Annotated in this window: 20 protein-coding genes; 8 read left to right on the forward strand and 12 right to left on the reverse strand. The window is 61.8% G+C overall.

The genetic code is table 11. The features are described from left to right. Positions 1-89: 89 nt before the first annotated feature. The gene (locus K2O51_RS31210) at positions 90-746 is read left to right on the forward strand and encodes a hypothetical protein (protein WP_220631884.1); all 657 of its coding nucleotides are present in this window, start codon (positions 90-92) and stop codon (positions 744-746) included. A 197-nt stretch (positions 747-943) separates the two neighbouring features. Here K2O51_RS31210 and ltrA read toward each other — a convergent pair whose 3' ends face one another. The 12 genes from ltrA to K2O51_RS31270 form a co-directional block, all read right to left on the reverse strand. Next, on the reverse strand, positions 944-2,311 hold the full coding sequence (gene ltrA, locus K2O51_RS31215) for a group II intron reverse transcriptase/maturase (protein ID WP_220631910.1): 1,368 nt from the start codon (positions 2,309-2,311) through the stop codon (positions 944-946). Between the two features lie 457 nt (positions 2,312-2,768). Then, positions 2,769-5,009 carry a DotA/TraY family protein gene (locus tag K2O51_RS31220; RefSeq protein ID WP_220631885.1) on the reverse strand — a complete coding sequence of 747 codons (2,241 nt, stop codon included), beginning with the start codon at positions 5,007-5,009 and terminating at the stop codon, positions 2,769-2,771. Between the two features lie 74 nt (positions 5,010-5,083). Then, the gene (locus K2O51_RS31225) at positions 5,084-6,373 is read right to left on the reverse strand and encodes a hypothetical protein (RefSeq protein WP_220631886.1); all 1,290 of its coding nucleotides are present in this window, start codon (positions 6,371-6,373) and stop codon (positions 5,084-5,086) included. A gap of 11 nt (positions 6,374-6,384) precedes the next feature. After that, on the reverse strand, positions 6,385-6,918 hold the full coding sequence (locus K2O51_RS31230) for a hypothetical protein (protein ID WP_220631887.1): 534 nt from the start codon (positions 6,916-6,918) through the stop codon (positions 6,385-6,387). Next, positions 6,818-8,131, reverse strand: coding sequence for a hypothetical protein (locus K2O51_RS31235; RefSeq protein ID WP_220631888.1), 1,314 nt, complete (start codon positions 8,129-8,131; stop codon positions 6,818-6,820). The genes K2O51_RS31230 and K2O51_RS31235 overlap by 101 nt, the downstream gene beginning before the upstream one ends. Then, positions 8,100-8,654 (reverse strand): hypothetical protein, encoded by a 555-nt coding sequence (locus K2O51_RS31240; RefSeq protein WP_220631889.1) that lies wholly within the window; start codon positions 8,652-8,654, stop codon positions 8,100-8,102. The genes K2O51_RS31235 and K2O51_RS31240 overlap by 32 nt, the downstream gene beginning before the upstream one ends. A gap of 1 nt (position 8,655) precedes the next feature. Then, the gene (locus K2O51_RS31245) at positions 8,656-9,330 is read right to left on the reverse strand and encodes a hypothetical protein (protein WP_220631890.1); all 675 of its coding nucleotides are present in this window, start codon (positions 9,328-9,330) and stop codon (positions 8,656-8,658) included. A gap of 14 nt (positions 9,331-9,344) precedes the next feature. Beyond that, positions 9,345-9,584, reverse strand: coding sequence for a hypothetical protein (locus tag K2O51_RS31250; protein ID WP_220631891.1), 240 nt, complete (start codon positions 9,582-9,584; stop codon positions 9,345-9,347). A gap of 43 nt (positions 9,585-9,627) precedes the next feature. Then, positions 9,628-11,595, reverse strand: a complete 1,968-nt coding sequence (locus K2O51_RS31255) for a DNA topoisomerase (RefSeq protein ID WP_220631892.1) — start codon at positions 11,593-11,595, stop codon at positions 9,628-9,630. Between the two features lie 51 nt (positions 11,596-11,646). Then, positions 11,647-18,015: a strawberry notch C-terminal domain-containing protein gene (locus K2O51_RS31260; RefSeq protein ID WP_220631893.1), complete on the reverse strand. Its 6,369-nt coding sequence runs from the start codon at positions 18,013-18,015 to the stop codon at positions 11,647-11,649. A 133-nt stretch (positions 18,016-18,148) separates the two neighbouring features. After that, complete coding sequence (locus tag K2O51_RS31265) at positions 18,149-18,868, reverse strand: hypothetical protein (protein ID WP_220631894.1); 720 nt, start codon at positions 18,866-18,868, stop codon at positions 18,149-18,151. 51 nt (positions 18,869-18,919) lie between these two features. Beyond that, positions 18,920-20,293, reverse strand: a complete 1,374-nt coding sequence (locus tag K2O51_RS31270) for a hypothetical protein (RefSeq protein ID WP_220631895.1) — start codon at positions 20,291-20,293, stop codon at positions 18,920-18,922. A 150-nt stretch (positions 20,294-20,443) separates the two neighbouring features. On the opposite strand from K2O51_RS31270, the gene dnaG reads away from it, so the two are divergent. From dnaG to K2O51_RS31305, 7 genes are all read left to right on the forward strand, one after another. After that, on the forward strand, positions 20,444-22,204 hold the full coding sequence (gene dnaG / locus K2O51_RS31275) for a DNA primase (RefSeq protein ID WP_220631896.1): 1,761 nt from the start codon (positions 20,444-20,446) through the stop codon (positions 22,202-22,204). A gap of 141 nt (positions 22,205-22,345) precedes the next feature. Beyond that, a complete protein-coding gene (locus tag K2O51_RS31280) occupies positions 22,346-22,765 on the forward strand; it encodes a hypothetical protein (RefSeq protein ID WP_220631897.1) in 420 nt (139 codons plus the stop codon). Next, entirely contained in the window at positions 22,765-23,253 is a 489-nt protein-coding gene (locus K2O51_RS31285; RefSeq protein WP_220631898.1) for a hypothetical protein, read from the forward strand. Before K2O51_RS31280 ends, K2O51_RS31285 begins: the two co-directional genes overlap by 1 nt. After that, on the forward strand, positions 23,250-23,780 hold the full coding sequence (locus K2O51_RS31290; protein WP_220631899.1) for a lytic transglycosylase domain-containing protein: 531 nt from the start codon (positions 23,250-23,252) through the stop codon (positions 23,778-23,780). Before K2O51_RS31285 ends, K2O51_RS31290 begins: the two co-directional genes overlap by 4 nt. Then, on the forward strand, positions 23,780-25,189 hold the full coding sequence (locus K2O51_RS31295) for a secretion/conjugation apparatus DotM-related subunit (RefSeq protein ID WP_220631900.1): 1,410 nt from the start codon (positions 23,780-23,782) through the stop codon (positions 25,187-25,189). The genes K2O51_RS31290 and K2O51_RS31295 overlap by 1 nt, the downstream gene beginning before the upstream one ends. Positions 25,190-25,214: 25 nt before the next feature. Beyond that, positions 25,215-26,312, forward strand: a complete 1,098-nt coding sequence (locus K2O51_RS31300) for a thioredoxin domain-containing protein (protein WP_220631901.1) — start codon at positions 25,215-25,217, stop codon at positions 26,310-26,312. Beyond that, on the forward strand, positions 26,309-26,788 hold the full coding sequence (locus K2O51_RS31305; RefSeq protein ID WP_220631902.1) for a hypothetical protein: 480 nt from the start codon (positions 26,309-26,311) through the stop codon (positions 26,786-26,788). Before K2O51_RS31300 ends, K2O51_RS31305 begins: the two co-directional genes overlap by 4 nt. Positions 26,789-26,796: the final 8 nt, after the last annotated feature.

Below are 26,796 nucleotides of genomic sequence, written 5' to 3' on the forward strand. Positions count from 1 at the left end.
CGCTGCTGTACCGGGTATTCTACTGCCCGACTGAATGCAAGAACTTAATTCGCCCCACTTTGCGTGGTCGGCTAATACTGGGACACATTATGAAGTTCACCAATCACAACATGTCGGAGACGGGTGCCGGGCCTTTCACCGCCATAATGGCCGCTATCGGTCCGGGCGTTGTCGCTGCACAGACCGCCGCCATCAAGGGTGTTATCAATTCCCGCCCCTTGACCATGGCTGTCTTGCTGCCTGCCACGTTATTCTCCGCGGTCGCATTAGGCTACATTCCTTTTGAGCTTGGTCGTGCGCTTCTGACGGGTAATGTAAAAGCCTTAAATCCCGCGCATCTCGAAATTTTGGGATGCGCGCTTGCGATTTTCACCGTGGTGACGACCTCTCTATATGGTAAAGCTTACAAATTCGGTCCCGGCGTCTTCAGTAATGCTAGCGCAATGATAATACGCATAGGGATAATAGGCGGATTTGCGATGGCGTTTGTTGCCGGTTGGCTCGGCTACGAGAAGACAGCGTTCTATATAGCATCAATCGTCGTCATTGCAGGCCCATTGGGGGTTGCCGAGGATTTGGCGCTAATGATTGGCAAGCATCCGGTTGCCGCCGGCCAGCCAAACGGGGAAATAGAAAAGTACCTATGGCAAGGGTTCCCTGGCTTTGCAGCCAAGATTTGCGGCTGGATCGGTTTTTCCATAATCACTCTTCGAATCTTGATATGGCTCATCTACCTTCGACACTGAAGTTAGTGGTGACCTGCCTAGACTTTGGGCAGAAAGGGGTTCCGCTTCGAGATGCCTCCGATTCTGGCGGAGACCCCTCCGGCAGAAGCCTCGGCGAGAGGATCGACGAAATCGGCATAGGGGGCAGCCATCGTGGCTGCGCCCCTGCCACACCACCCGGCATGCGGGTCCGCACCGGGCGGTTCGAGAGGTTGAGGTTAAGTGAGACGAGGCATGCCCAACTGATCGAAGTAGGCGATGGTCAGGACTCGGTTCAGCGTGTCCCCGCTGTTGCGCCACCAGCACCGGCTACTCGCTGCTGCTTGCCTGGCGGCCTCCGCTGTAGCACCCAGCGAACGCAACTCGCGGTAAATGACCCGACCACGGCGCCAGTGCTTGAGCTGAATCGCCCTCAGCCGGTGACGCATCCACTCGTCAAGCTTTCGCCAGACCTTGGGTGTTTGCGCCAACCGGAAGTATGCTTTCCAGCCCAGAACATAGCGCCGCAGCCGTTCCACCACTGCCTGCAAACTGCGTCCGCCGGAACGGCGGGTCAGTTCGCGGATGCGTTGCTTGAATGCCAGCAGTGGTTTGGCTGCCACGCCGCGCTTGACCGCACCATTCGGGCCCGCCCAGAAGTCGTAGCCTAGGAACTTGCGGCCAAAGGCGCTCGCTACTCCGCTCTTTGCCTCGTTGACCTTCAGGCGCAGATCGCCATACAGCCGCCGCAATAGCGCCATCACCCGCTCGCCCGCCCGCCGACTGCGCACATACACGTTCGCATCATCGGCGTAGCGCACGAAGCAATGACCGCGACGCTCCAACGCCTTGTCCACCTCATCGAGCAGAACATTGGCCAGCAACGGCGACAGCGGCCCGCCTTGCGGCGTGCCCTCGTACCGTTGCAGCACTACCCCGTCATCCATCAGCCCGCTGTTCAGATACACCCGGATCAGCCGGATGACTCCGGCGTCCCCGATGCGCTTCTGTAGGCGGTCAATCAGGATGTCGTGGTTGACCCGGTCAAAGAATTTCTCCAGGTCCACGTCCACCACCACTCGCCGCCCCGACTGCACATACGACTGCGCGGCTAACACCGCGTCGTGCGCACGCCTGCCGGGACGGAAGCCGTAGCTGTGTTCGCTGAAGGTGGGGTCCAGAATTGGCTGCAGCACCTGCAGCAGCGCCTGCTGGATCAGCCGATCCGTCACCGTCGGGATACCAAGCTCGCGCTCGCCTCCGTCCGGCTTCGGTATCGTTACCCGCCGTACCGGACTAGGCCGGTACGTCCCCTTGAGCAGTTGCTGGCGAATCTCTGGCCACGCCGACACCAGATAGCGAGCGGTCTGATCAATATCCAGACCATCCACGCCAGCGGCACCTTTGTTGCGTCTGACCCGCTTGAACGCCTGCTTCAGGTTCTCTCGCGTCAGCGCCGCTGCCAGCAGCGCCGACCCTGTGTCCTCCGATTCGCGTCGCGGGCCGCAGGCTTCGTCACGAGCGAGTTCCCGGCCGGCTTCACCGTCCGCTACCCCCTCCCGCCCCGCTGGCGCGGGCTTCTGACGCAATGCCTGTTGCATCGACACGGCTTCGAACACTCCCTCTCGTTCGGTCCTTCGTCGGAGGACTCAAGCCTTCCCGGCGCTACCCCCAACTACTTCGACCTCTGCTGACTTCTCGCTCCGGCTCGACGCCGTCGCCCTTTCAGGCATGAGGCGAGATCTCCCCAGGTAAGAACGCACTCCATCACTGCACAACCGCCGGATTTACGCCGCCTCCCCTTGATCACGAGAACTTCGCGGATTTTTGCCCGCTCGTCCTGGTTGGCACCGCCTTCTATCCGGTTCGTGTCCCTCGGCTCGCAGCTTCGCTCCACGCTTCCTCCCCACGATCGGTCGCCCTTTCGCAGTTGCGCTTCACTTCGTTCGCTGTGATCAACTTACGGCGGGACTTGCACCCGCAGGAGTGCGCCCATGCTGGGCGCACAAAAAAAGCCCGCTTCGCAGCGGGCCTTTATCTTTGGGGAACCAGATCCGTAGCTCTCTACCCTCTCGGCATTGCCGCGTGGCCGCCCCACCTGGCGAAGTTAGTTACGGTCGATTCGACTTTGTGGTCGAGTTCCTTGGCCATGCGCGCCTCCATCCCGCTCCCGAACCAAGCAATCACCCGGTCGGGCAGTTCATAGATTAGGTTGAACAAGATCTGCAGCATCAGCACCAGCAACATCAGGAAGATGCAGAAGAAGCCGATGATGCTAAGCACACCGGTTGCCGAATTGCCTTGGACATTGGCAAGGGCCGGTCCGAACATCTGAAACAACAGGGTGCCGACCAGAACCGAAGCTGCGGAAGCAAAGAAGAATCCGAGCACCATAAGCCCCGGGCGAAGAAGCATGTTGAGGACATAGAGATAGCCCTTTTCTGTCCGCTGGCCAAGGCCCTCGCCCTCGGCATGGAGGTGGGAAAAGGCCCAGACCTGGGCAGCGATCAAACCCTCGATGAAACTAGCGAAGTAGCTGACCAGGCCGGTGAACCAGGTAACAAACGGGATGAACGGTACATAGAACGAGAGGAACATCCCGATCACCAGCAGCGCACCGAGCAGCATCGGAGCAACTGAGCCGAAGTCACTCGCGATCGTTCCAAAAATCCCAGTCAACTTCAACAACTTACTTCCCAGTCCCGCGGATGTGGCACCGGCACTCTCGGAAGCGACTTGCCCAGCCACACCTGCCGCGGCCCCGACTGGGGTGCTTCGCGCCGCTACTGTGAGGGCATATGCCCCCTGAACGCCGACTAGCAGCCAGTCACCCAGGTTCTTGGCCGCGATCAACGGGTTGATCATCCCCGATCCGCCCGAATCAGCTGCCACGCCATTGGTAATCATCATGATAATGGCCTGTCCAACTGAGCAATTGCCGGTTGCCGTCCCAGCACCGACAGCGTTGCCAACGCGGTTGCTAACACTCGACAAGAGCCCTGGCTCGTCGCAGAAATCGCCGGCCCGGCTGGCCACCGCCGTGCTTGCCTTGATGCCAAGCGACTTTAGTCCATCAGACACTGACTCGATCCGCTGGCCCCCGGCGACAGCAAGCGCCTCCTCAGGACTTTGCACCTGCAGTGTCGTCTGGGTCATCGCCGTCTGAATCGCCGCGTTCATTTCCGCGAAGGCGCTATACCAGGAGCCAATGGTCGCCCATCCGCCCTGCTTCATATTCGCAAGCGCCCGGTCCTTGAGCGCACTATCCTCCTTCGAATCGCCACGTACGCCGGCCAAGAACCGGTTCTGCGCATCGACCATCGTGGTGGCCACATCCATGTCCGGATAAGTGGGCACCGGGTTGATACGCATGTGCGTCTGGCCGTCTTCCGCCGCGTAGACTTCGAACCAGGCTTGTGCCAACTGCTGGACACTGCTGTTCACCGACTGCAGCATTTGCGGATATTGCTGGTTGGTGCGGTCGGCGATGGCAGCGATCTTGTCATAGTCCACAGCTGCGTTGCGAAAGCCCACCAAGCTATAACCCGACCGGTCACTTTTCCCATGCGTGACAATCGTGATGCTTCCGCAGGAATCCGGCGCAACCAGCCTGGTACCGTCGAACGCGATGTCCTGTGTCGGCTGTCCTGTCTTGCTTCGGTAGTCGTTGCTCAGCAACGTACAAACATGCATCGCAAAAAGGTCGCGCCCGAGCTCGCCTGTAAAGCCGACTTGCCCTACCCCCTGGGCGATTGCCGGTGGCGGCACCAGGGCCTCGAACTCGGCTGCGCTGTCGATGGCCGACGTAGAGAGCAGGTTCGCGATACCAATACCCAATATCCCCACCATCATCATGACCGACTGAGCTAGCGAGAAGCCGCCAAACACGGGCAGCATCCCGCCAACGCCAATCGTCATACGGATAGGCAGCCACAGCGAGCTCAAGCGCTTGCCGAGAACCTCTCCCTCGTGCGCGGTCTGCGCGATACCCGCCAGGCAGTGATAGCCAACCCACGATGCCCCAACCACGAACAGGCAGGCATTGAAGATGAAGAACATCTTCCCGAGCAGCTCGGTGGGCGGCCCAACCGCCGCGAACGGATTCTCCCCGAACTGGCCCAGCATGTTGTTGAGGATGTTGCGCGCCTTATCGTCCGCGCCTGAGCCAGCGGCCTGGATCTGGTCATATGTTGGCATGTCGCCAACCGACTGCGCCCAGCTGTGCGCCGACCACGAAAAAAGCGCAAGGCCCAGCGTCAGGGCCAGGAAGATGAGCGCTTGGTTGCGCCGGATCGAGCGATCCATTGTCGTTCTCCCTTTAGAAAAAGGTATGCCCGCTTATTTGGCGGGCATGGCTTTGGTTGTGATGAGTGATGCGACTATCGGTTCGCCGCGGCGCTGGACTTCAAGCTGTTCAGGTAGCCCTGAAGCACCGGCCGCAGGTTTTGCTGCAACAACCCGGCAGAGATCTGGCCAAGGAGAACGTTTGTCCGCTTCTGCTCCTGGAGCGCGAGGAAGGCAATCCGCTGACCGAGTGCCGCGACATAGAGGTGTTCGCGCGCCTGAATCTCTGGCCCGCCGGCGGTCATCAGCTTGTACCAATCTTCATTGCCAACCCGCTTCTCCACCTCGAGGTTCAAAAGGTCTGCATCCGAGACACCCTTGGACGTCCAAGCCGGGAAGTTCGTGTCCAGGTACTTCTGGACCCACGCACCGGTATCCGCGTCTTTGGTCATCTGCTGCGCCGCGGCCTTGTTTCCGGAACGGGCAAGCAACCATGCGCCATAGTCATTGGCCGGCTTCTTCGCCAGCGACATCCTCGCTTCATAGATGTTCTTCAGGCCCAGGTAGGCCTGGCCGGTCGGAGTCTTCAGCTCTTCCGCCCCAACCATGCGCGGAGGCAAAGGATCGCCCACGTTGTTCAGATACGCGGAGAGTGCCTCACCCTCGTCGCCAACCGGGTCAATCGTCAAGCGGCGCTTCTCGGCACCCAGTTGCTGCGGCCCGTCAAAGAGAGTATCCGCGCGGATATCGGCGTCGATAAAGCGATTCCTGTTCGAGGGACTGACACCCGCGCCTCGGCAGAGGAAGCGGCGCACCTGGTCGCCGATGGAGCCGCCACCGGCGAAGGTGCCGCAAGAGCCAATACCGATGTCCGCCGCCTGCTTGTTCGGGTCAGACGGTGGCAACTGTTCCTTGCGAGCGACCTCTGCGGCCGTAATCTGTCGCGGCGTGTAGGTATTCTTTGCTGATGGGGCCCCGCCCGTCCCCTCACCCACGCCGGTTCCCGCTGACGAGCCGCCGCCGCCTCCCCCCGCCTTCGCGGTCGAGGTGACCCCGCATTGCGTTGCAGGGTAACGGTTTTGCGTACGATTACGCTCTGTTTCGCTCGTCGTGCCACGGGTCGTGGTGCTCACCTGATCAGCGGCCTTCGCTGCCTGTGTGGCGAGGAGCTTGCCTTGCTCGCCGATGGCCTTCACGACATCGGAGCGCATCGTGTCGATGCGATCAGTCACATAGTCCCTGCTTGCGTCGATCCGATCCAGGATCTGCATCTTTCCAGCAACGTCGACGCTGCAAACCATTACGGCCGAAGCAGAGCTCGCCGCAGCCATCAAGGCCGCGGCGACACCAACTTTGGTTGCCTCAGAAGCTTTTACGAACTTCATCCTGAGCTCCCTTAGAGGCCAAGTACGCTGCTCAGCCGATCCCAAAGACCGGTTGAGGATGCGGCAGTCTGCGTGGCAGACGTTGCGGCGGAATTGACTGCGGACGTCGCAGCGCTCGTTGCCTGCGTTCCGGCATTCTTCGCCACCTGTGTAATGTCCGGGACACTGCGGCTCGAAAGGGCGCCGCAGGCCGAAGACTGCAGATTCTTCACGAGCCCGTTCAGGATCCCATCGATAGTCGATCCAGCGCCGATGCTGGCGCCAGACCCAATGCCGAAGTCCAGCATGCACTTCTGTGCCGCTTGGCTCGAATCCGATACCTTTTGATCGGACGCGTCAATCCTGCTCGTCTCACGGTTGATGCCGGTCTGCCTCGCCGTTTCCAGATCAGCACACGACTGGTCGGCGATATCCGCATGAGCAGCAGCCCCGGCGACTGCCAAACTAGCCACGCTGACGAAAACTAAACGACGGACGTTGTGCCTGATCCGGCTGATTGTTGAGATTTTCATTTTCTTGGTTGGATTCGCTATCTGCACGCGCATTTGATGTACCCGCTGGCGCAGGGCTTCTGGTTGTTTGCCTGGTCGAGGCAGCGTCTTTCACGAACTCCTTGAACAGCTGAACATCGAGCTTGTTCATTGCTTCCGTCTCGACTTTTACAAATACGTTTCGAGCTCGCACCGCCGCCTTCTCAATCAGTGCCGGATACAGGGATGTTGCAGAAGCCAGGGCCTGCTGGCTAAGGAGCTCATTTCGGTGGGCGTTGTCCAAGATCCTGGACGTCAGCAATCGGTATTCGGCTCCGACCAGCGTCGCCGCGCGCCCCATGGCGCCTTGCATCCACGAGGTGGCCATATCCACGTCGGGGACTTCCACCTTGTTCTCGTTGACGATCTTAAGCACGCCCGTGAGAAGATCAGATGCGACGTCCTCCGGCGGACGTCCGAAGGAAAACACGGCATCCGGCTCGGCGTTTGTGTCCCACTTGGAAATCTTGACGGTCTTCACATCGTCGAGGAGTGACCAAACCGCCTTGGTCGCAGACACTTGCAAGCGGCTCCGTGCCACTTCTCGCTCATCCACCTTCCGGTAGTCGGCTGCGTGGTGGAACAGGTCGATGACCTGCTGATCGATCGCCGGCACAAACCCATTGAAGATGTCATCGCTCAGGGCCAGGAGCGATTGCGCGTCAAACTTTCCAGTCTTGGACCATTGCTCATGAATGTAGAAGCAAGCCTGCTGCAGCAATCGTGCGCGAAGGTAGTCAGGGATCTTTCCTTTCGGGCCAACCAGCGTGCGCGCCAGCTTGTCGGCGGTCAAGTGCGCGCCCTCCACAAGCTGATTCAGCGCAGCGACGCGCACTTCGCGCGGCACTTCTGGCCCACTGCCTGGGTCTAGGGACACTGCGGCGGCGAGCTGGGTGAGGCCCTTGGCGGCGGCCGCCGTAATCTGCAGTTCCTTGCGCGGCAGCACGCTTGCCCCGAACGGAGTCGCCTTTGGTGCATACCTGTCCTTGGCGAGCGCCGGCAGCGCCTCCGCCGTAGATCTCCCCTTCACGCGTACGACAGGCGCGGCAGGGGCGTTCGCGGCCAGCCCGCTACCTAGCGTAGCACCGGTCGCCGTGGCCAGGTCCGCAGACGGCATTCCCGTCGGAACGAGGCCGCGCCTTGCCATCTTGACGATCGCCGAGGAGGCGATACCAAGGCGACCGCGGCCCTCACCTTCAGGTACGCTGGTGTTCGTTGGGGTTGGCATGGTGGCTTTCCTTCTCAGTGCGGGGCAGGTTCGCTTCGCGCCGGAAGTCCGGGTTGAAGTCTTCCGGGAGCGGGATGGACGGCAAGCCGTCCGCATACCAGTCAATCTGATCAAATGCCTCGATATGCTTTGCAAGGTCGAGGTCAGCGCCGGCGGCCAGGCCGAGCACCCGTGTGGCCCCTTCAATAATTGCGAGAATCCGCATCGTCGAGGCGACATCTGTGCCGATGACTGGAAACGTAGCGTTGACCCCGAACATCGCCTCTGTGTCAGCACTCAGTGTGATCCCCAGGGACGCACCATGGCCGTAACCTCCTTCCATCCGCCGCCACACCCGCTCAGCCTCAATGGCGATCACGGGACCGAATGCTTCGGGCTGAAACACAGCCGCCGCCGGAATTTCGGCTCCCCCGATATGGAATCGAACAGATTGGCGCTCGGAATATCGGGCAAGCAAGCGAAAGGGACAGTGCCGCTGCATGGGTAGCACATCTTCTGGATTAGCCAGGCCGACCGCTGCCATGTCACATCCCTCGCGCGCGTTCATACCGCGCTGACCGGCTGTCATACGCACTGACAAGCTGGTCCAGCTCGTCCGGGTCGTCGAACAGCGGCAGCAGATATTGGCCCCCGGCCAGCGCTCTAACTGCAACTGCACTCTGAACCGGAAGCGCGGGAACTTCGACCAACATCGCTGCGGCCGCGGTCTCCGCGATGGAGGTGCGCTCCACAATGCCGGTGGCCTGCACGCGGTACTCCTCCAGTGGCGCGGCCTGTTGCTCGCCCGGGCCGCGCTGCATGAACCGATAGACCGTCGACTCATATTCCGCTTCGCGCATAGCTTCTTCGACGAGAGCCAGAACACGGGCCGGATCCGCCTCGATCGCGATCCGCAACTTGTCGGCCAGATCCGGAATCTCGGACGAGAACAGTAGCTCGACACAGGTGTCAAAGGTCACTGGGCAATCTTCTGCGCCACCAATCCACACGCGAGAGTCGACGGCCAGCTCCTGCTTTTCTGGCGAAACGGGCTGATTGGCGGCAATTGCCTTTTCGACTGCCACGATGTCTACCAGAGCAGACCACAGCAGGCGATTGGCGAAGCGAGCGGCGCCTTCGACGTTCCAAGCGTCAGGACCGGTCCCTTCACTCTCTGGCGGCGTATCAAGAGCGTAGGCCTTCCGAATTGCGGCTTTCATTTCGTTGTCTCCTATTACGCCGCTATTTGTCTGCCGCTGCGAAAGCGGCGCATCATCGCCAGGTGCCGGTCCTGGTACTCTTGCTCTGTGAGGTTCATGTCGGTCCGCACTTCGGCCGAAGTCTTCCCCTCGACGAAGAGTGCTGTGAACATGGCTCGATCCTGTGGCCGCCCGTCCATTGATGACAGCAGATCGTTCAACAGGCTCTTTGCTCGCCCTTCCGCGGGGCGTGCCGGGTTGCTGTTCTGTTGCACAGGTTTCTCCAAAGTTTGTGGTCGTTATGGGTAGGTACCCGACTTACGCCGCCCGCTTCGCGGTCCCGGCGCCTTTTTCGTTCGCCGCTGTTGTCCTTGGCGAGACTTGCATCCTGGCCCGCTCGATCACAGTCTTTACATACTGGACCTGGGAATCGATGACACTTTGCATGTCAGCCTCACCGCGCGCGATGGCACTAAGCATTAGTTCCCACTTGGCGGTCGTCGCGACGTCGGTCAGCCACGGCGGCAGGCGACCGATGGTCTCTTTACCGAATGGGGTGGAGGTGATCTCGTACCGCTTCCCCTTCTTGGTCGACAGCAGAAATCCACGCTTGAGCAGGCCCGCAAGAATGGGACCACGCGTGCGTGAAGTTCCGATTCCTTGTGTCTCCTTGAGCAACTCCCGGTCGCGATCGTTCTTGGCAAACTTGTAGGCCGAGATCATGTCGTCCATCAAGCTGGCCTCGTCGTAGCGGGCCGGGGGCTTGGTCTGGCCGGTTTCGAGCGTGACGCCCGTGGCCGCGATTTGCTTTCCGACTTCGAGCTTCGGTAACTCGCGGTGGCCGCCATCGGCGGGCCCTCCCTCTGCCTCTGTGGCTTCCGGCCGCTCCAACTCACGCCAACCGAGCACTAGGTCACGGCGCGCCGAGGCACGGAACTCATCCGGTCCAAACATCACCACAAGGCTAGTCTTTTCGTACTCATACGCCGGGTAGAACTGGGCGAGGTACCGGAGCACGATCGTCTCGTAGACTGCACGCTCCGCATACTCGGCGTCCGACAGCGCAGGCACCAAGCCGGTTGGGATGATTGCAAAGTGCTCGTCCACCTTCTCATCGTTGAACGCCCGCGACTTGCGTGCCGGGTCCGCCTTTGCACACTTACCAGAAAAGAGGGAGGCCAGTTGCCCGATTACCTTGCCGGCATCGGCGTGCATCGCGCTCGGGAGATACTCGCAGTCGGTGCCCACATAGGTAATCGCCTTGTGCTTCTCATAGAGATTCTGGGCAGCCTTGGTGACCTGTTCGACCGAGAGTCCATGCTGTTTGGACGCAGTCGCTTGCAATCGGCCCATTGAGAACGGCAGGGGGGGATTTTCCCGCTCGACCGTGGTGGCTGCCACGGCGACGGTGCCCCTCGCTCCGGCTTTGATTGCGCCCACCAGGCCAGCGGCCAGGGCCTTGTCGATCAGACGGCCCGCTGAGTCGAATCCGGCAGTACCTGCGGCATCCTTGCGCTTCTCCCAGCGCAGGGTCGTCCCATCGGCCAGCTGCACGACGGGAACATAGTAGGTCTGAGGCTTGAACGTCTGAATCGCCAGGTCGCGGAGCACCACCATGGCGAGGACCGGAGATTGGACACGCCCGACCGACATGGTCTTGACCCCAGTGAGCTGTTGGTAGGCCATTGATCCGTTCATTCCCAGCAGCCAGTCCATGATTTGGCGAGCGGTGGCGGCCATCCGTTGGCGAACCCAATGCTCCGCGCCGTTCCTTTCCAAAGCCGTGACAGACCGGTCAAGATCGGTCTCGGCCTTCGAGGTGATCTTGGCGCGCAGGAATTTGTGGCCCGCGGGATCGAGGCCCCAGTACATGAACATCTCATCAAAGATGAGCTGGCCTTCCCGGTCGATATCGCATGCATTGACGATCTGGCCCGCCTTCTTGGACAGTTCGCCTATCAGATTGAACCGCTTCGGTGGATGCTCCTTTCCCTTTGCATCCACGTCTGGCTTTGGCGCAAACTTGAATGGCTGCGGGACGAGCGGAAGGAAATCGAAGTAGTTCCCGGCGTTCTGCTCTTTGGTCAGGTACGAAGCAGGCGGCAACATCGTCAGCATGTGGCCGAAGAGCGGGCAGATGACGTCGCCGCTATCCAGGGCAAAGTATCCGTCCGCCGCCGCCGACTTGGCGTTGAGAACCTTCGCGCGCTTTGTCCTGACCAGGGCCTGCACGATGTCCTTCCCGACACTCGGCTTCTCGGGGATCCATAGGCGCTCGATTCTCAACGTTGCTTCCTTTTTATTTCGTTTCTATATTCTACCTCACACGATAAAGAGTTAGCCAAGCTCGCGCGATGAAGCGGTAATTCGCGACTGCTCTTCGAGCGCGTCGCCAATGGCGTCGGATCGGTCCGGCTCTCCCACGACATCAATTACTGCGCCTGCGGCCACTTGGTGCACCTCGATCTCCTGCGCTGGGGCCTCGGCCTGTGCGCTCGTGGCCAGCAGCTGCCGGACCTGCGCCCTGCGCTCCTCCTGTTCCGCGACGCGTGCCGCGCGCTCGTCCGCCAGTGGGCCGATCAGTTGCTCGTAATAGCGCTGCTCGGCCAGCCGTGCCGTGCGGTATGAGCCCCGGTTACGGCGCGACACGTAGAGCTGCAAACCCTGGCTTTTCACCATCGCGTTGATCAGCCGCTCACGACCTTCCCACGTTTCCGGAAGGCCGATATACATCACGGTTCGGCTCTCCGACTTGCCGGTTTTGGTAGCAGAAAGCGCCAGGTTGATCGGATATGGTTGGTCGGGATGGGTGACCGCCCAGGCCTTCTGGTCCCGCTCGATGGCTTGGCGCATCGTTTTCACGAACTTGGCCTTTTCGGACTTGTCCAGGTCCATCTCGATTCGGTTGTTGTTCAGATCGATATTGAACCAGTTCTCGTTCTTGGCCCCGACTTGACCGGTCGATAGAGCGGATTTGAACGAGACGTGGGCATATACCCGCCCGGAATCGACGTGGTCGGGGTCGCCCCGGCCGCTGACAGCAGCCTCAATGAAATTGACGATCATGCCCTTCTGGTGCAGGCGCAGAGGCATCGACAGGACGCTGAATTCAGATTCCCCGCCCCACCCGCGTTTATGAATGGAGATCGCCCGGTGGCGCTGCCCGGTTTCATCCGTGTAGGTAATAGCCGTGCCTTTCTTGGTAGCCGCTGCCCACTCAGCCGCCTGGAAAAGGTTGCCGACAAGCAGCGACCTCGTCATACGCACCGGGCCTGGCTCGAAGTCGTTGAAGCGCCGTGCCGCATCCTTCAGCTCGAACCGTTTAGAGCGACTGAACAGGCTGCCGTCGATGTGGATGCGCGGGAACTCAGGCGCGGCTCCGGCACGCCGGAGCAAGTGCGAGGCGGAAAGGATCACCGGCTTCTCCTCGCCAGGGCTGGCCAGGTGGAAGCGCCACTTCGACAGCATGCTCTCTTCGTTGGGCGGCGGCATGTCGACACCCACGATCACCATCCGGCGGTCGGCGAAGAAGTGGGCAAACTTGCTCCCCTCCTCTTCCCGGACCCAGATCTGGGTACCCGGGGTCAGGTGCGGTAGCACCGTCTCGGCAAACAGCTTGCGCTGATGGGATTCTTTGACTGCGTTGTGCTCCCCGTCGGCCAGGGCCTCCTCGATCGTGCCAAAGTTTGTCTGCGCGAGACCAATCAGCTTTTTCGCCTCAAGGACTTCGGCCGCCTTGCGCGCTGCGGGCATGAAGGTGAGCGCCTCGAACTTGGGATCGGTGCCCCATTCACGGCGGAAGCGCTCCACCCACCACGCGTCGCTCGGCATGTCCTCGGCGTTCCAAGTGTTGAGCTTGCGCAGGGCCCCCGCGCACGCCTCGCCGTCGCTCAGCACTGCGGCTTTCACGTTGATCCGCCACTGCATGCCGGCCGGCTTGCCCTCCATCTGGGCGGCCTCGGGGTTGGAGTGCCAGATTGTCGCTGTTTCCCCAGAGCGGGACATCAGCGCCATCAAGCGCAACTCCATTTCACTGCCGGGTACGCGCGCGCCGAATGTCAGCATCTTGCCGCCAATCGCCGCCAGCCCTTTCAGCTTGCCCGAAGCCTCCTCCTCGGTGCCGGGGATGGCATCGGCAGGAATCGCGTCGATGATCTCTTCGAAGATCGCGCGGGCGAACTGCTCTGCCCGCTCCGGGGCGGCCGCGGAGGCTTCCCGATCAAGTGTGCGCAGCATTGGCGCGGTCATAGAACGCACGACGCCTCGAACCGGCACCCGACCGGTTCGGTCCGAGTCCTTGAGCCTCTCGATCTGATCAGCAATGCGCGCTTCCAGCTGCTCCCACTGCAGCGGCTGGTAATCCTTCTCGTATGCCACGTCGCGCAAGTAGACCGGACCGTCGAATGCGCTCAGGAGCTCGAGATTCTGGTCCGTCCCCCAAGCCAGAACCTCGCGCTCGGTACGAGCGCGCCAGTCGTTGTCCTTGATGCCGGAACTCTCGCCGGCGATCTCATTCTGGATCACGGCGTCGTCGTAGGCCATGTACAGGTCATCGTAGACCTTCTTCTGGTCGCGCGGTGCCAGTAGCGCGATGCGCTGCGTGACTTTGTTGGCCAGGCCCGCGGCGTCCTGGGCGCTGCGCAACTCGATGGACATCCGCCCTGCCACACCGGGGTTCTCGAGCAGGTAATCGCGGCACACCTCGTCTCCCAACCGGTTCAGCAGGTCCGGTACCTCCTCAATCAAGGCGGCGTTGTCGCGCGACGAGCGGATGTTCGCCGACAGACCCGCAAGCTTGCGGTTCTGCATCATCAGCGTACGCATCTCGCCATAGAGACCGGTGGTCAGAATAGTGATCTGCGGCGCCACTACCTGGTCGAAGCGGTTGACCCGGCCGAACAGCTGAATCCGCTCGGTAGGGTTCTCCGGGATCTGGAATTCAATCAGTTCGCGCTGCTGAGTATTGCCAAAGCGCGGCGACGCATGCAGGGACAAACCCGTGGCGGCCGCCCGGTTGATGGTCAACACGTCCAGGTTACCCCAGTTGAAGTCCCGGACCGTGCGCATGATGTCGGTCTTCTTGCGGGCGCGCTTGCTGATCTTCGCCAGGCCGGCCGGCCGGGAGGCATCGATCGGCGTGAGTTGCAGCCCGCGACCGGAGATTTCCCCCACGCGCTGCCCAGCCTGCTCCAAGCCGACCCTGATCACGTCCGCTGGCATGATCGGCATTTCCGGCAACGCGGCGATCCTCTCGATGATCTGCTCAATGCCCGTGCGGTATGCCGCCACCTGTTCTGCTGTGACGCCCGGAACATCGGCAATGGCCAAGCCACCGAGGCGGTCAGCATCGTCGTCGGCCCGGCCGTCCTCACCGTCCGCACTAACGTCCACCGCCCGGATGGCGCCAAGCCGACTCACGAGCGCCTTCATCAGGTCACGCAGGGTGGGCATGCGGATGGCATCCACCTGCGATTGCGCACGGATCCGTTCGTCGAGCATCTGCGTCGCCTGATTGACGAGCTCGGCGTCGTGGCCGGTGTCGTCCTGCGTGGCGTTCTGAGCTGCCCGCTGCATGCGCAGCGTTTCTTCCTCAATAAGCTGCCGCACCATCGCTTCGCCGGTATCCTCGAACACGATCACCGGCCGGCGGCCCGCCTCAATAGCCTTCAGGGCACGTTCGATGGCATGGTCGGTCGAAAGCGCAGCCAGCGTGCGGCGCATCGCCTGATAAATCGCCCCGCCGGTCCCGAATCGTGAGGCGAAGAGGCGGCCGGCGGCCTGGGTAGCGCTTTGGCGGGCACGGCCCACGCGCGTGCGGGCATTGGCTCGGGCGGCCGCCTTCGCCTGCGCCAGTTCGGCCCGCAGGCCTGTCAACGTGGCTTCGGCAGTCTCCAGTGCGGTCACGGACTGGTCAATTCGCTCCGAGACAGCCAACTCCTCTTGCGACGGAGGGTCGGCTGGCCCCCGAACGGCAATCAGGCTAGCCAGCTCAGCCTGCGCGGCCGTGCGCTGTGAAAGCGTACTGGAAGCGGTCGCGTCCCACCGCGCAATCTGCAGCTCGATCGCGTCAATTGCCTCGATCTCCCGCTTTTCCTCAGCGGCTTCTGCCTTCCGAATCTGCTCTCGCGCTGCCTGCGCAGCGAGCAACAGCGATTTGGTATGCGAGTTTGCACGCTGCAGCAGGTGGTCGATTTCCCCGGAGACCATGGCCATCATTCCAAGGATCTCCGATACCTGGCCGGCGACCGCTGTATTGCGGTCCGTGCGCAGCGAGTCGACTTCCACGACGAAGTCGATCTTCGACAAGTCGTGCTCGCGACGGATGAAGCCGCCATCGCGGGCCAGCATCGCCGAGAACACCTCGCCGAACTCCTCGCCGCCGCGGTTCATGGCGTCGGTAACCTGTTGAATATTCACAGATTCCGGGAACGCCCGCGAGTAGATATGAAGGTTCTTTGCGGCCTTGGCCCAAGTTGCGGACGAGTAGACGACGCCCCAGGCGCTTTCTGCAATCTGGTGCACGCGCTCGGCAGTATTCGAGTCCGAGCCCGCAGCCACGTGGGCCTCATCGAAGAAGACCAGCGCGTCCTGGCAGTGGTTAAGCAGCCAGTCACCCTTGGGGGAATCCTTGGAGTTGACCTGCGAGTAGGTCGTGAAAATGATGTTCGCCCCGATTTGCTCGGGGGAAAGGTTCTCAGCCAAAACCGCCTTCATTCTTGCCGCCGGCACAGGCTCTGCGAGCACTTGGCCCTCACCTGCAATGTCCAGGATCTGCCCGTCCTGATTGGTAATGAACGGGCGGAAGCGGCCCCACTCCTCAATATCGATCAAGTCGCGGGCGAGATCGGAGAACAGGTTGGCTCGGTCGGTGAAGAAGATCACCGGGCGCCCCTGCTTGTTCGCCCACGCGGCCAGCGCGCTGAGGCTGCGGCCCTTACCAATCCCGGTTTCGTCTCCAAGAATCGCGCCGCGGCCCTGCTGAACACGGTTGATCATCAGCGAAATGGCGTCGATCTGTTCGGGCGAGAATCGCTCGGGCAGGGTCTCGTAGCCCATGCCCAGCTCGTGAGCGACAAACTCATCGATCTGGCCGCGCTCCTCCTCCAGCTTTGCGAGTGCATAGCTCAGCGACGCCTGCAGGTTCTTTGGCACCATAGTGCTACCAGACCCGGTACGGGAGAAGGCAGCGTACGGGCGCTGGTAACGGTTCTCCTCTCGCAGGTCGCCGACCTTGATCGGCTCGTCCGGGTCGACCTCGATCTCAGTCGCGTTCTCGCGCAGAGTGAGCGTCTCGTCGACGATCGTCTTGACGCCGTCCCAGTCGAAGCAGACCGGCAACTTATCGGCTTCCGCATAGCTCTGGTCCTCGGCGCGTCGCGGCCGATTACGGAAAACAAGCACCCGAGTACCGTTCGGGGCGCCGCCGGCTTGGGTTAGCGCGCGCGAGACGTCGAAGGCGTACTCGATCGTACCCACGGCCTCAAGGGAGGCCAGGTACTGCCTCATCTCCGGCGCGAGGCGCCCCGTGTCGGATTGCATCTCGCCGGCGTCGAGGGTCAGAACAGCGCGCGCGCCAGGCAACAGGCCCGCTGCCAGCACCGCCGGCGATGCGACCCCCTCGCCCCGGGCGCCGGCCTGCCAGTCCACGTTATGGGCGAGAATGCCATCGTGGCGCGCCTGCGGGTCCACGCTATCCGCCCACGTCACGCCCAGATTCCAGTGGATGTTAGCCTCGGCAAGCGCACTGCCCGATTCCGACCGAACCGCGAGAATCTTCACGCCTTCCGGGTAGCAGGCAAAGGCAGCACCATTCCCAGCCGAGGGAATGAGCACGCTGGGTTCCGAAGCCCCCTCTTGCGCTGCCCCAACGCCAAGAAGGCGCTGCGCAGCCAACGCGACCGGCATTGGCACTGGAGCCGCGCCTACCTCCCGCGTGATCGATCCACCGGGCATCGACTCGTAGATATGAACGGCATCGCCCCAGGCCGCAGCGGCACTGTCGTGCTCGCGCATGAGGTGCTCGACAAATGCTGCCTCGATAGCGCTCCAGGCCATACGCATGCTGGCGACATCCGCAGGCACATCCGGGAACGTTGCCCGCACGAAGCGGTGGAAGTCAGCCTCCCGCTGGATCTCCCCGAGGCTGACCTCGCGCAGGAAGCCCTGCGCACAGGCGATAAGGTCACGCTCGGTCGAGGCGCGCAGGAAGGAAGTCGGGGCCATACCCGCGCCCTCCCGCATCATTGCGCCGCCGTCGGTGACTAGGGAGCGGCCGGTAATGTCCTCGAAGATCCGTGCGCCGTCGGCGTTGCGGCCCAGGAACAGCCCGGACGCGACCAGACGCGCGAGCTCGTCGGCTTCCTGCTCTCGCTGCTGGCTGGCTGCCTCTTCCCGGTTCGCCCGAGAGCGGCGGGCTGCATCGAGATCGATGAAGAACTCGCTGCGGGTCATGACGCGCGTCGCAGCGCCTGGCCAGATGGATCGGAACTCACTCGGACGCGCCTGCTCTCCGTCTTGGAACGGCCGGATTAGATACGCGCCAGTCGGGCTCGAGCGGAACTTCAGTTCTTCGATGACCCGGGTGAACAGCCGCGTTCCGGGTTTGATGCCCGTAATGACATACAGCAGCCGGTTCTCCAGGGAGGCAACACGAAGGCGTACGCCAACGGGGTCATTCAGGTCGATCCACTTGGTCGTGGCGGACATCGCTCACTCCGATGCAAGGTTAGGACTCCGTGCACCGGAGACCGATGGACTACTTATTAAGGGAAAAGGGCCCAGCGCCGTGAGGCGCCAGGCCCAATGGGCGCTGTGTGGTCACTGCGCCCTGAGAGGAGGATTAAGCAGCTTCGCGTTGCTGAGCAGCACGGGCAATTTCGTCCGGATCGATGAAGTCTTCCTCCGGTGTCCCAGCCTGCGCTTCATGCTGGTCAGGCTGTTTCGCAGCCTCCCGCATCTGGGTAACAGTCTCCTGCAGGTATGCAGTCGCGCCGTTGACCCATTCATTCAGTGCGGAGTAGTCACGCTGGTTGGAATCGCCACCGTTCGCGAGCTTCAGGAAAGGCGCGGCGGGAAGACCCTGCATCGGGGCACCGTTACCGTCCACGCCATAGTTCGGCGCCACGGGTTCGCCGTCCTGCTTTACGCTCACCCAGGCCATATCGGACTTAACGAGGTTGTCGCCGATCTTTTCGCCCGCCTTGGTAAGTCCCGGAGTGATCGACAGCGGCCGACCAAGATCAGAGCCGAGCAGCTTTGCAACCAAGCGCGCGCCAAAATACGTAGCGTCGCCACCGGACTTCAGCGAAAAGCTGACTGCGGTGTTGTCCGCGAAGTAGATCGTTGCGACCGTCTTATCCTTGTACTGCGGGTTGTTGCTCGGCTGGTCGCGGATCTGAAAGCCGTTGATCTGGCCTTCAATCGTATCGACCACCTGGTAGATGGTCTTACCGGTCGACTGATCACGCTCGCCGGTGTTCACTTTCATGATGCCTTCTTTGGCGTTGATCTCGGCAAAAGTCACCTTGCCTTGACCCGGCCCGCGTTGGGTAAATGCCATGATCTGTTCCTTTAGAGATTTCTGATGGGCTTGTAGAGATCGACCGGCCGGTTAGGCGCGCTCGCGTGGGATGGCGGGCGCCTCGTGCTCCGACTGCCCGTCGTCTTCCTCACCCTCGCTCTCCTGCGGCGCAGCGAGCGGGGCAAAGTTCGATTCGACCCAGGCTTCCGCCTGCGCCTTGAGGTTCTTGTCCGCAGCAAACTTGATGGTCTCGGTTTCCACGGCATCAGCGTCATGGCCATGCTCGGCCAGCGCTTGGTAGATCTTTGAGCTGTCGTACGACGGCACGATGAACTGGTCCAGCCCGATGCCCTGCTCGGTCAGGAAGGCCAGCATCTTCTCCGTGTCGTATTTCGGCTTTCCGCTCGACTTCTTGGTGCAAGTGGCCATCACCGCCTCGCCAAGCAGCTCGCGGGCCTTCTCGATGCTGACCGATGCGCTTGCGGTGACAGCCAAGTCACCAGGGAACACCAGCCGCTCGCCGCCGAAACGGCGGGCATTGAGCTCCAGTCCTCCCAAAAGGCGCTTGCGCTCCGCCTCCGCCGCGCTTTCAAGCGCTTTCGATAGCGCCAACTGGCGCGCGATCCGGGCCGCGTGCGGTGCCCACGCCTCGCGCTGCGCATCCTCGATCTGCATGCGCGCGGTTCGGATATAGGCCGGAACTTCCCCGCGCAACACGCACCCCCAATAGTGGTCGCCCGCTTCCCGGATCAGGTCACATAGCTCAGGCCGGATCGGCACAAAGTCGTTACGCAGCCGCCAGTTGGCCCAGTCAAACTGGGAGAGGATCGCGCCGTTGATCTGAATATCCTGCTCGGCGCAGAGGATGGCGCCCTGGTGCAGTTGCGCGGTGTACTGGAAGGAGACAGATTCGGAATCGTCGACCGAGGTCGGCGCCTTGTAATCGGTAAGGTAGCGGCCCTGGACCATGACCTCCCCCGCTGCGGTCTGCATCGCCTGGCGCGGCAGGACTACCAGGTCATCCGGCGAATATCGCATCCAAGGCCGTGTGCCCTTGGCGTTCGACAGCTTTTTATACGCAACCGCATCGCGATCCGTCCCGAGCTGCTCGTAGAACCGACCGCGGTGGGTGTTCTCGTACTCTTTGCCACGAAGCATCGCCGGAGTTGTAGGGGTCGGAGGCCTTTTGAGAAGCTTCTCCATCGCCCAGTCGTGCGCGCTGAACATGAAATCTGCGCGGTGGCCAAGGTAGTTGCGCACCAGTCCGCCGATCTCGCTGCCGCCAATGCCTCCGGCTCTGGCCATGTGCCACGACGCCTCGTGTGGCATGTTCGCGATCACATAGTCGATCCACGCGTTGGCATCGGACAGTTCAATGGCGTCGCGCTGGGGCAGCCGGTCGAGTCTTGCGACAAGCTGATGGCGTAACTGCTGGAGCGCGGACGGATCCGGATTGGTGCTCATCGGGGTGGTCCCAAAATAATCGGGCGTCTGGCCCTTTTATTTCTGTTTAGTATGTTGGTTCGCAATTTAATAACAGGTCTGGCAAGTGTCAAGGTTCCATGCTCATCTTGCGTGGTAGTATGGCAATACACAATATTAAGCTTGGCAGCCATGAGCTTCTCCGCCCGCAAGCCCGGCCCTCGTTTTGAGCCCCGGCCACGCCTTACCGACGCCTTTATCAACAGTGTCAATGAGGCCGTCGACCTCGAAGACCTAGTATCGGAGTCTGTCGACCTACGGCGCAGCGGGACGACGGTCATGGGCAAGTGCCCGTTCCACAATGACGGCACAGCCTCCCTCTCGGTCTCATCGGAAAAAGGGTTCTTCAATTGCTTCGGCTGCGGAGCCGGGGGTAACGCGGTTAAGTGGGCGCAGCTCACTTACGGCTTGCCTTTCCCGAAAGCCGTGCAAATGCTTGCCGAGCGAGCCGGCATCCCGTTCCCGCACGCCGGAGACGCGCCACAGTTGATGCCCCGGCCGACACCGGTGGTTAGGCCCAAGCCGAATGAAGCCTCTGCCCTGCCAGTGGCGCCGGTTGAGAACCTGTATCAGGTGACCCGGATTGCCGCTGATGCATACATCGCAGCGCTCGTACGCTCTCCCGAGGCCATCGCGTACCTGGAAAGCCGCGGGATTACGCCGGAGATTGCACGCCGGTACGTCATTGGCTTCGCTCCGGACGAATTTGGCTTTCTGAAGGGCGCGTTTGGTAACGACTATGCGAGAAATACCGACTTGATCGCCGCCGGTCTCTCAAAGGAGAAGATCACCCCCGAGCGAAATACCCGCTGGGACTTCTTCAGGAAGAGGGTGATTTTCGGCGTCCGGGACAAGGAGGGCCGGCCAATCGCGTTCGGCGGCCGCGTCCTACCTGGCGACGATGGCCCAAAGTATCTCAACACGCCAGAGACCGGAATCTTTCATAAGGGCGAGGTTGTCTACGGACTTTATGAGGCGGCTAGCGCCATTCGCGCCGTCCAGCGTGCCTGCGTAGTCGAAGGCTACATGGACGTGCTTTCCCTGGCCGGAAAGGGCGTCAAGAACGCTGTGGCATGTATGGGCACCGCCGTCACCGAAAGCCAGATCGAGCAGATTCTGGCCCACACCCGGGACGTACTCTTTGTCATGGACGGGGACGCGGCGGGGCGCAAGGCCATGCTGCGTGCGCTGCTGTTGGTCATTCCTTATGCTGACGCCAATCGGTTCCAGTTTCTCCTGTTACCCGATGATCTGGATCCCGATGAATACGTTCGTGCCCATGGTCCAGCGGCTTTCAGGGAAGAGCATCACCTGGGGATTGGGGAGGCTCTGAGCAAGCTACTGGCCGAACAGGCAGACGCCGCCGACGAGGCTGGCAAGCGCAGCCTCCTTCAGCGCGCCGCCCGGGCAATCGAGAAGCTTGATCCCTCGAGCCCCCTTGCGGCGGACTTGAGGGCGCGAATGACGCGGATTGAGGGGATCGAAAGTCCGAACCCGGCACTGGCGCGCCCGCCTCGTGCTCCCGCGGCAAAGCCGGTAGCTTTGCCGGCAATCCCGCCGGCGGGCGAACGCCTTCTGAACGCAGCCATGCGCCTGCCTGGTGAGGCGGGCCGCGCCCGGATGAATGTCAATTCCGTTTTCGCGGCCGGCGCTGGTCCGGATATGGTCGAGCGGGAGTTCCTCGCCCGCCTCGATGCCGCGATTGCGGCCGGAAAAGCTGCGCCGTCCCAATGCACTGATCAGGAGCGCCGCTCCTATGAGCGTGTACTTGAAGCCAGTGGCGCGATTGCGGGCGAGATTCGTCGCAGCAGGGAGGCTGCCGCCGCGGCCCGACTGCTCGCGCGCGGGGAAATCTCCGATTCGGCGTACCTCGCCGCCCGCACCCGGGAATGACCCACTCCTGCTCATAGATGGCAGTTTTTCGGCTCGGCGGTCTCGCAGCGTGGCCGCCTCTACCCCGCCCCCTGTCCTCCGCTCCTTTATTTCGTAGTACTATATCGCCGTGCAATATTATTGAAAGGACGATGCGGTTCTATGAGCGGTGTCGAGCGTGAAATCCATGGATTGTTCGCCGATGGCGTGGCCAGCGTGCTCTACGGCACCCAGAGTCCCCTCGGCCGTGCGCAGATCGAGCGCTCAGCGCTGCGCAAGCTGGTTGCCGGTCTTCCACAGATTGTGAGCCAGCCGGAGCCAGCCCGCAGCCACGCTTTGGAGCAGGTCAATGCGCTACTTAAGCGACTGTCTGGCGATCTTCTCCTCGAGGCCGCGCGGGCGTTCCAGGAAATCGACCCCAAGCTGATCATCGAGGTGTCCGAGCTTGCTGCCATGCGCGAGCACGTGACAAGCAGCCGCTCGTGGGCCGCCCTCTTCAATCCCAATAGCCTGGCAAGGCTGGCAGCGGCCATCCGGGATGAGCGCACCTTGCCGCCTGGCGGTGAAACCGGAGAACTCTGATGGGCATCGCAAGCTCACTGGCGAAGGTCTTCGCCACGCCGTATATCCGTCTTGCCTCGGAGTCGATCAAGGCAGGCAAGCGCGTTAAGTCTGCCTACCAACAACTCCAGGATCTGAGGGCGCAGGCAGCTGCGGCGCCCATCATCGATGCAGACGACGAGCGTGCTGCGTTCGAAGCGTTGTTCGTTCGCAATCAATGGACACCAGAGCAGTTGATCGAGCAGCGGCGCGCGGTAGTTCGCGCCAAGTGGGCGATGCTCGCCACTACCTGGGCGCTACTGTGCCTGACGCTTGGCGTCATCTGGTTTTTTCCAGGCATTGTGGGGTTCCTGGTTGGCGTATTCGGGTTTGGCCTTGGCGCAGTGATCTGTGCCGCGCGCATGATCCAGTACGCCCTCTTCCAGTCCCAAATCGACCTGCGTGCCCTGATCACGTTCCGCGCCTTCCTCGCGCGTCCCGACTTCTTCTCCCTGCTATTTCTCAAGTGAAGATCCCCTTCCCCTTGAAATCCCCGCTCGCGGGCTTCGGGCTGCTACTGGCCGCCCTGACAAACGTACATGCACAAACCCCAGCGGGAGCACAGCGCGAGATCCAGTTGCCGGCGCACATCCCCGCCCAATGCGTTGCAGACGCAGCAGCTCGGTACGACGTTCCGGCTGTAGCTCTGCTGGCCATCATGAAAGTCGAGTCCGGCGGTCAAATTGGTGTTGTCGGCAAGAACAAAGATGGTAGCGAGGATTGGGGACCCGCGCAGGTGAACAGCCGTTCGTGGGGGCGCACCATGGTCGAGCGCTTCGGCATCCCCAAGAGCGAGCTTCTGACCAACATGTGCCAGGCCCTGATGGCTCAAAGCTACGCACTGCGGTCTGAATGGGACTGGTGCCGCCGGTCGGGCGCGGCCGATATTTGGTGCGCCGTTGGTAAGTACCACTCCCCGACCGCGAAGTTTCAGGAGATCTATATCCGGAAGGTCTGGGGCGCGTACCAGGGCATCCTCGCACGCGGGGCCTTCTGATGACACAGCCAAAGAAGGACGAAGACGGCGTTCTTTCCTGGGCGCTGCTGATCGTCGGGACAATCGCCATCTTCGGTGGATTGATCTGGATGGTCGGCTCACATCTGGTCGTCTACTACTTCACCCCCGTCCTCGATCTCCTCGCCGCCCCGTACCACTGGCTGCCGCGCACGGTCGTCGGCTCGATTCCCGCGGACCTCAATGCCACCTATACCCTTTATCGGTCATACCCGAACCGGATTGGGCTGCTGGACTGGATCAGCTACTGCAACGTTGCACTGCGCCCTTCAGCCTTCGCCTTTTTCGGCGTGGCGGCGCTTCTCTTCCTGCGTCAGGTCCGCAAGGTCGAGCGGTCACGCCTGAACAAGAAGCTGACACCAGAGCAGCTAGCTGAAGACATGATTTCGGTCTTCACAGACATCGCGCCGGTGGTAAAGATCCAGAAGGCACTGATCGACGACCGGCTGCCTGGTTGGCGACGCCAGACGTTCCCGGACGAGTTCTTGCGCGCCGCGCGCGTCGGCGGCAAGCCACTATTAGTCATGGACGAAGCGTCCGACCGGCTGGACGACCCCAACGCGGACCGGGATAGCCAGCTGACCATCCACGCCGATCGCCTCGAGCGACATCTACAGGCTGAGCGCGGGATCGAGCTGGGCGGGGAAATGATCGTGCAAAAGCGCTTTCTCGGTCGGCAGATCGTCAACTTGATACGCGACATGAAGCGCAAACCCGACGAGGTGGTGTTCCCCGACCGGCTCTCGGATCCCGGCAAGGTCATCTTTGCCATCATGGCCCCGTACGCGTTTGGCGGCCCATCTGGACGCACGGAAAGCCGCCGCCTTTATGACGCGCTGAACCTCTCGGCGTTCGGCTCCCCATCTGGTATGGCTAACCTGGGGATTCCGCTCGCCATCGAAACCTTCGAGAAATGGAGGGCGCATCCACTCGCACGCAATCTGGCCAAGATTCACCACTGGGAATACACATTCCTCTTTGGCCTGCTGAAGCAGGCACGACGCAACGGCAAGTTCGGACCGTGGTCGTTCATCTGGCTCAAGCCCACTGACAGGGTGATGTTCTACGTGCTCGACTCCGAGGGGCGGGAGACACCTCATACCGAAGGGGCCATTGCCTTCAGCCAGGCCGAGTTCGAAGTCCGTTGCGCCCGCCTCGGGTATCTGCCCATCCGTCGGCGGGAGGACACCAATACCTTCGAGCACATCGTGCTGTCGAAGTATGTTCATCAGGGACTGACCGAAGAATGGGAAACCTGGCGGACGAGCGCCGACGAGAACGAAGACTGGTGGCAGAAGACCGATACCTGGCGCACATCCAACAACGCCATCCTTGATGCCTTTGCGGCTATCAACACCGCGCCGCCACCGCCGCCCGCCGGCGACAACTAAGCACAGACCGACCACCGAATCTCCCATGAACCAGAACCAACGCTCGACCGTTCAAGTTACCCTGCTGCCGGCGACTGCACCCAGCGCCGTAGACATCCTTTCCATTTCCGCCGTTGTCGCCGACGGCGGCGCGACCACAGCGGCTATCCCGGCCACGGCGTTTGCCAACGGATACTGCGTCTCGGTTGAGGAGGCAAGTGCGCTTTCGTCGGGGAGTCGGCGCTATATTGTTGACCTCTCGCTGGTGTGTCCGATGACAGGAGCACCAATCAGCCGCGTTCGACTCGATGCCCCCAGCCGCGAGGCGGCCTTGGAGGTCCAGCGAGAGCTTTCGGAAAAGATCCCGGCTGCCCTGCGCCCCGGCAAACCGCCCGAGACGCCGGCCGCGCAGGTCGACCCTGTCCATCGTCTGGCCCGATTCAGCCGATTCAGCCGGTACAAACGCCTGACCATAGGCGGGTTTGCCGCCGGCGGCATTCTTGTAGCGGGCCTGGTCTTTGCGATGGGACATCGATCCCAACCCCAGCGCAGCGAGCCAGCGCCGCAACCAGACATCGCCTCGGGCGCAGTTCTAGCGTCGCCAGGATTTCCTCAGCCCCTATCCCAGTTGGCCCCGATCGCTCCGTCTGGCACCGAGAACGACATGGACGTGACAGGCAATCGGCTCAATGACGTTGACATGGGCAACCTCAAGGCAATGGGCGAGAAAGTTGGCATTCAGCTGCGCAGCGGCGAGGTGCCCTTCTATGTGCTGGCGGATCCAGCCTGCGCGGCGTGCCGCGCTCTGGAGCCGATCTGGACGCAAGTCCCCGCCCGATACAAGCCGATCGTCATTCCGGTCGGCTTCCAGACCGGCGGGGAAGACCTGGCCATCGGTATCCAGTGCAGCAAGGACCCAGTCGCTTCGTGGAAGAAGACCCTGGCCGGTGATGAATCGCTCGCCGCGAAGTCGCAGGCCTGTAAGGAGGGCACGACCAAAGTCAATGCCGGCAACCTCTTCTTCCATTATCTGCGGCTCACCGGCACCCCGACCATCATTGCCCCGAACGGCGTCGTTGCGGCCGGCGGCGATACGGCCGAGACCCTCACCGCGTTCCTTAAGCAAAACGAGACCCGCCAATGACAATCGAGCTCGAGCGTCTCACAGACGCAGTGCTGAAGGGGGCCCGAGGAATCGGGATTGATCGCTTCCTTGTGCCCAGCGCCACGCAGAAGGTCGTGTCCGCAGTCACACAGGGCGACGCCGGGGAGATCACAGCAATCCTATTGGAAGTCGCGGGCGACGCTATCTCGTTCGCTGCGGGCCGCTCGCCTGGGGGTGCACCCGCAGTCAAAGCCTTAGCCGAGGCCATGGGGCCTAGCTTGGCCAGGATCCGCGAAAGCGCACATCCGAGTGGTGGGACGGCGGCCCCGATCCTCGTGACATGGAGAGCGGCGTTGATCGACTGGTCCGTCACCGGTATCGCCGCAGGCGACACCCCCGACTCAGACCTTTCCCTGATCGGCCAATTGATCGGCTCACCCAAAGGCCGCGATCATGCCGCGGCTGTGTTCCTCGGCGCTATCGCCGTCTGCCAACACGTTCTGCGGGACGCATAAGCCGGCCC

It is taken from the genome of Cupriavidus pinatubonensis (assembly GCF_019602855.1).
Classification (GTDB): Bacteria; Pseudomonadota; Gammaproteobacteria; order Burkholderiales; family Burkholderiaceae; genus Cupriavidus; species Cupriavidus pinatubonensis.

What these genes read in the sequence shown, in the direction of transcription:
- K2O51_RS31230 (WP_220631887.1), bottom strand. Translation starts at nt 6,918, where the DNA reads ATGCGCGTGCAGATAGCGAATCCAACCAAGAAAATGAAAATCTCAACA.
- K2O51_RS31225 (WP_220631886.1), bottom strand. Translation starts at nt 6,373, where the DNA reads ATGAAGTTCGTAAAAGCTTCTGAGGCAACCAAAGTTGGTGTCGCCGCG.
- K2O51_RS31210 (WP_220631884.1), top strand. Translation starts at nt 90, where the DNA reads ATGAAGTTCACCAATCACAACATGTCGGAGACGGGTGCCGGGCCTTTC.
- K2O51_RS31270 (WP_220631895.1), bottom strand. Translation starts at nt 20,293, where the DNA reads ATGAGCACCAATCCGGATCCGTCCGCGCTCCAGCAGTTACGCCATCAG.
- K2O51_RS31280 (WP_220631897.1), top strand. Translation starts at nt 22,346, where the DNA reads ATGAGCGGTGTCGAGCGTGAAATCCATGGATTGTTCGCCGATGGCGTG.
- K2O51_RS31305 (WP_220631902.1), top strand. Translation starts at nt 26,309, where the DNA reads ATGACAATCGAGCTCGAGCGTCTCACAGACGCAGTGCTGAAGGGGGCC.
- K2O51_RS31220 (WP_220631885.1), bottom strand. Translation starts at nt 5,009, where the DNA reads ATGGATCGCTCGATCCGGCGCAACCAAGCGCTCATCTTCCTGGCCCTG.
- K2O51_RS31235 (WP_220631888.1), bottom strand. Translation starts at nt 8,131, where the DNA reads ATGCCAACCCCAACGAACACCAGCGTACCTGAAGGTGAGGGCCGCGGT.
- K2O51_RS31285 (WP_220631898.1), top strand. Translation starts at nt 22,765, where the DNA reads ATGGGCATCGCAAGCTCACTGGCGAAGGTCTTCGCCACGCCGTATATC.
- K2O51_RS31265 (WP_220631894.1), bottom strand. Translation starts at nt 18,868, where the DNA reads ATGGCATTTACCCAACGCGGGCCGGGTCAAGGCAAGGTGACTTTTGCC.
- dnaG (WP_220631896.1), top strand. Translation starts at nt 20,444, where the DNA reads ATGAGCTTCTCCGCCCGCAAGCCCGGCCCTCGTTTTGAGCCCCGGCCA.
- K2O51_RS31300 (WP_220631901.1), top strand. Translation starts at nt 25,215, where the DNA reads ATGAACCAGAACCAACGCTCGACCGTTCAAGTTACCCTGCTGCCGGCG.
- K2O51_RS31245 (WP_220631890.1), bottom strand. Translation starts at nt 9,330, where the DNA reads ATGAAAGCCGCAATTCGGAAGGCCTACGCTCTTGATACGCCGCCAGAG.
- K2O51_RS31260 (WP_220631893.1), bottom strand. Translation starts at nt 18,015, where the DNA reads ATGTCCGCCACGACCAAGTGGATCGACCTGAATGACCCCGTTGGCGTA.
- K2O51_RS31295 (WP_220631900.1), top strand. Translation starts at nt 23,780, where the DNA reads ATGACACAGCCAAAGAAGGACGAAGACGGCGTTCTTTCCTGGGCGCTG.
- K2O51_RS31240 (WP_220631889.1), bottom strand. Translation starts at nt 8,654, where the DNA reads ATGGCAGCGGTCGGCCTGGCTAATCCAGAAGATGTGCTACCCATGCAG.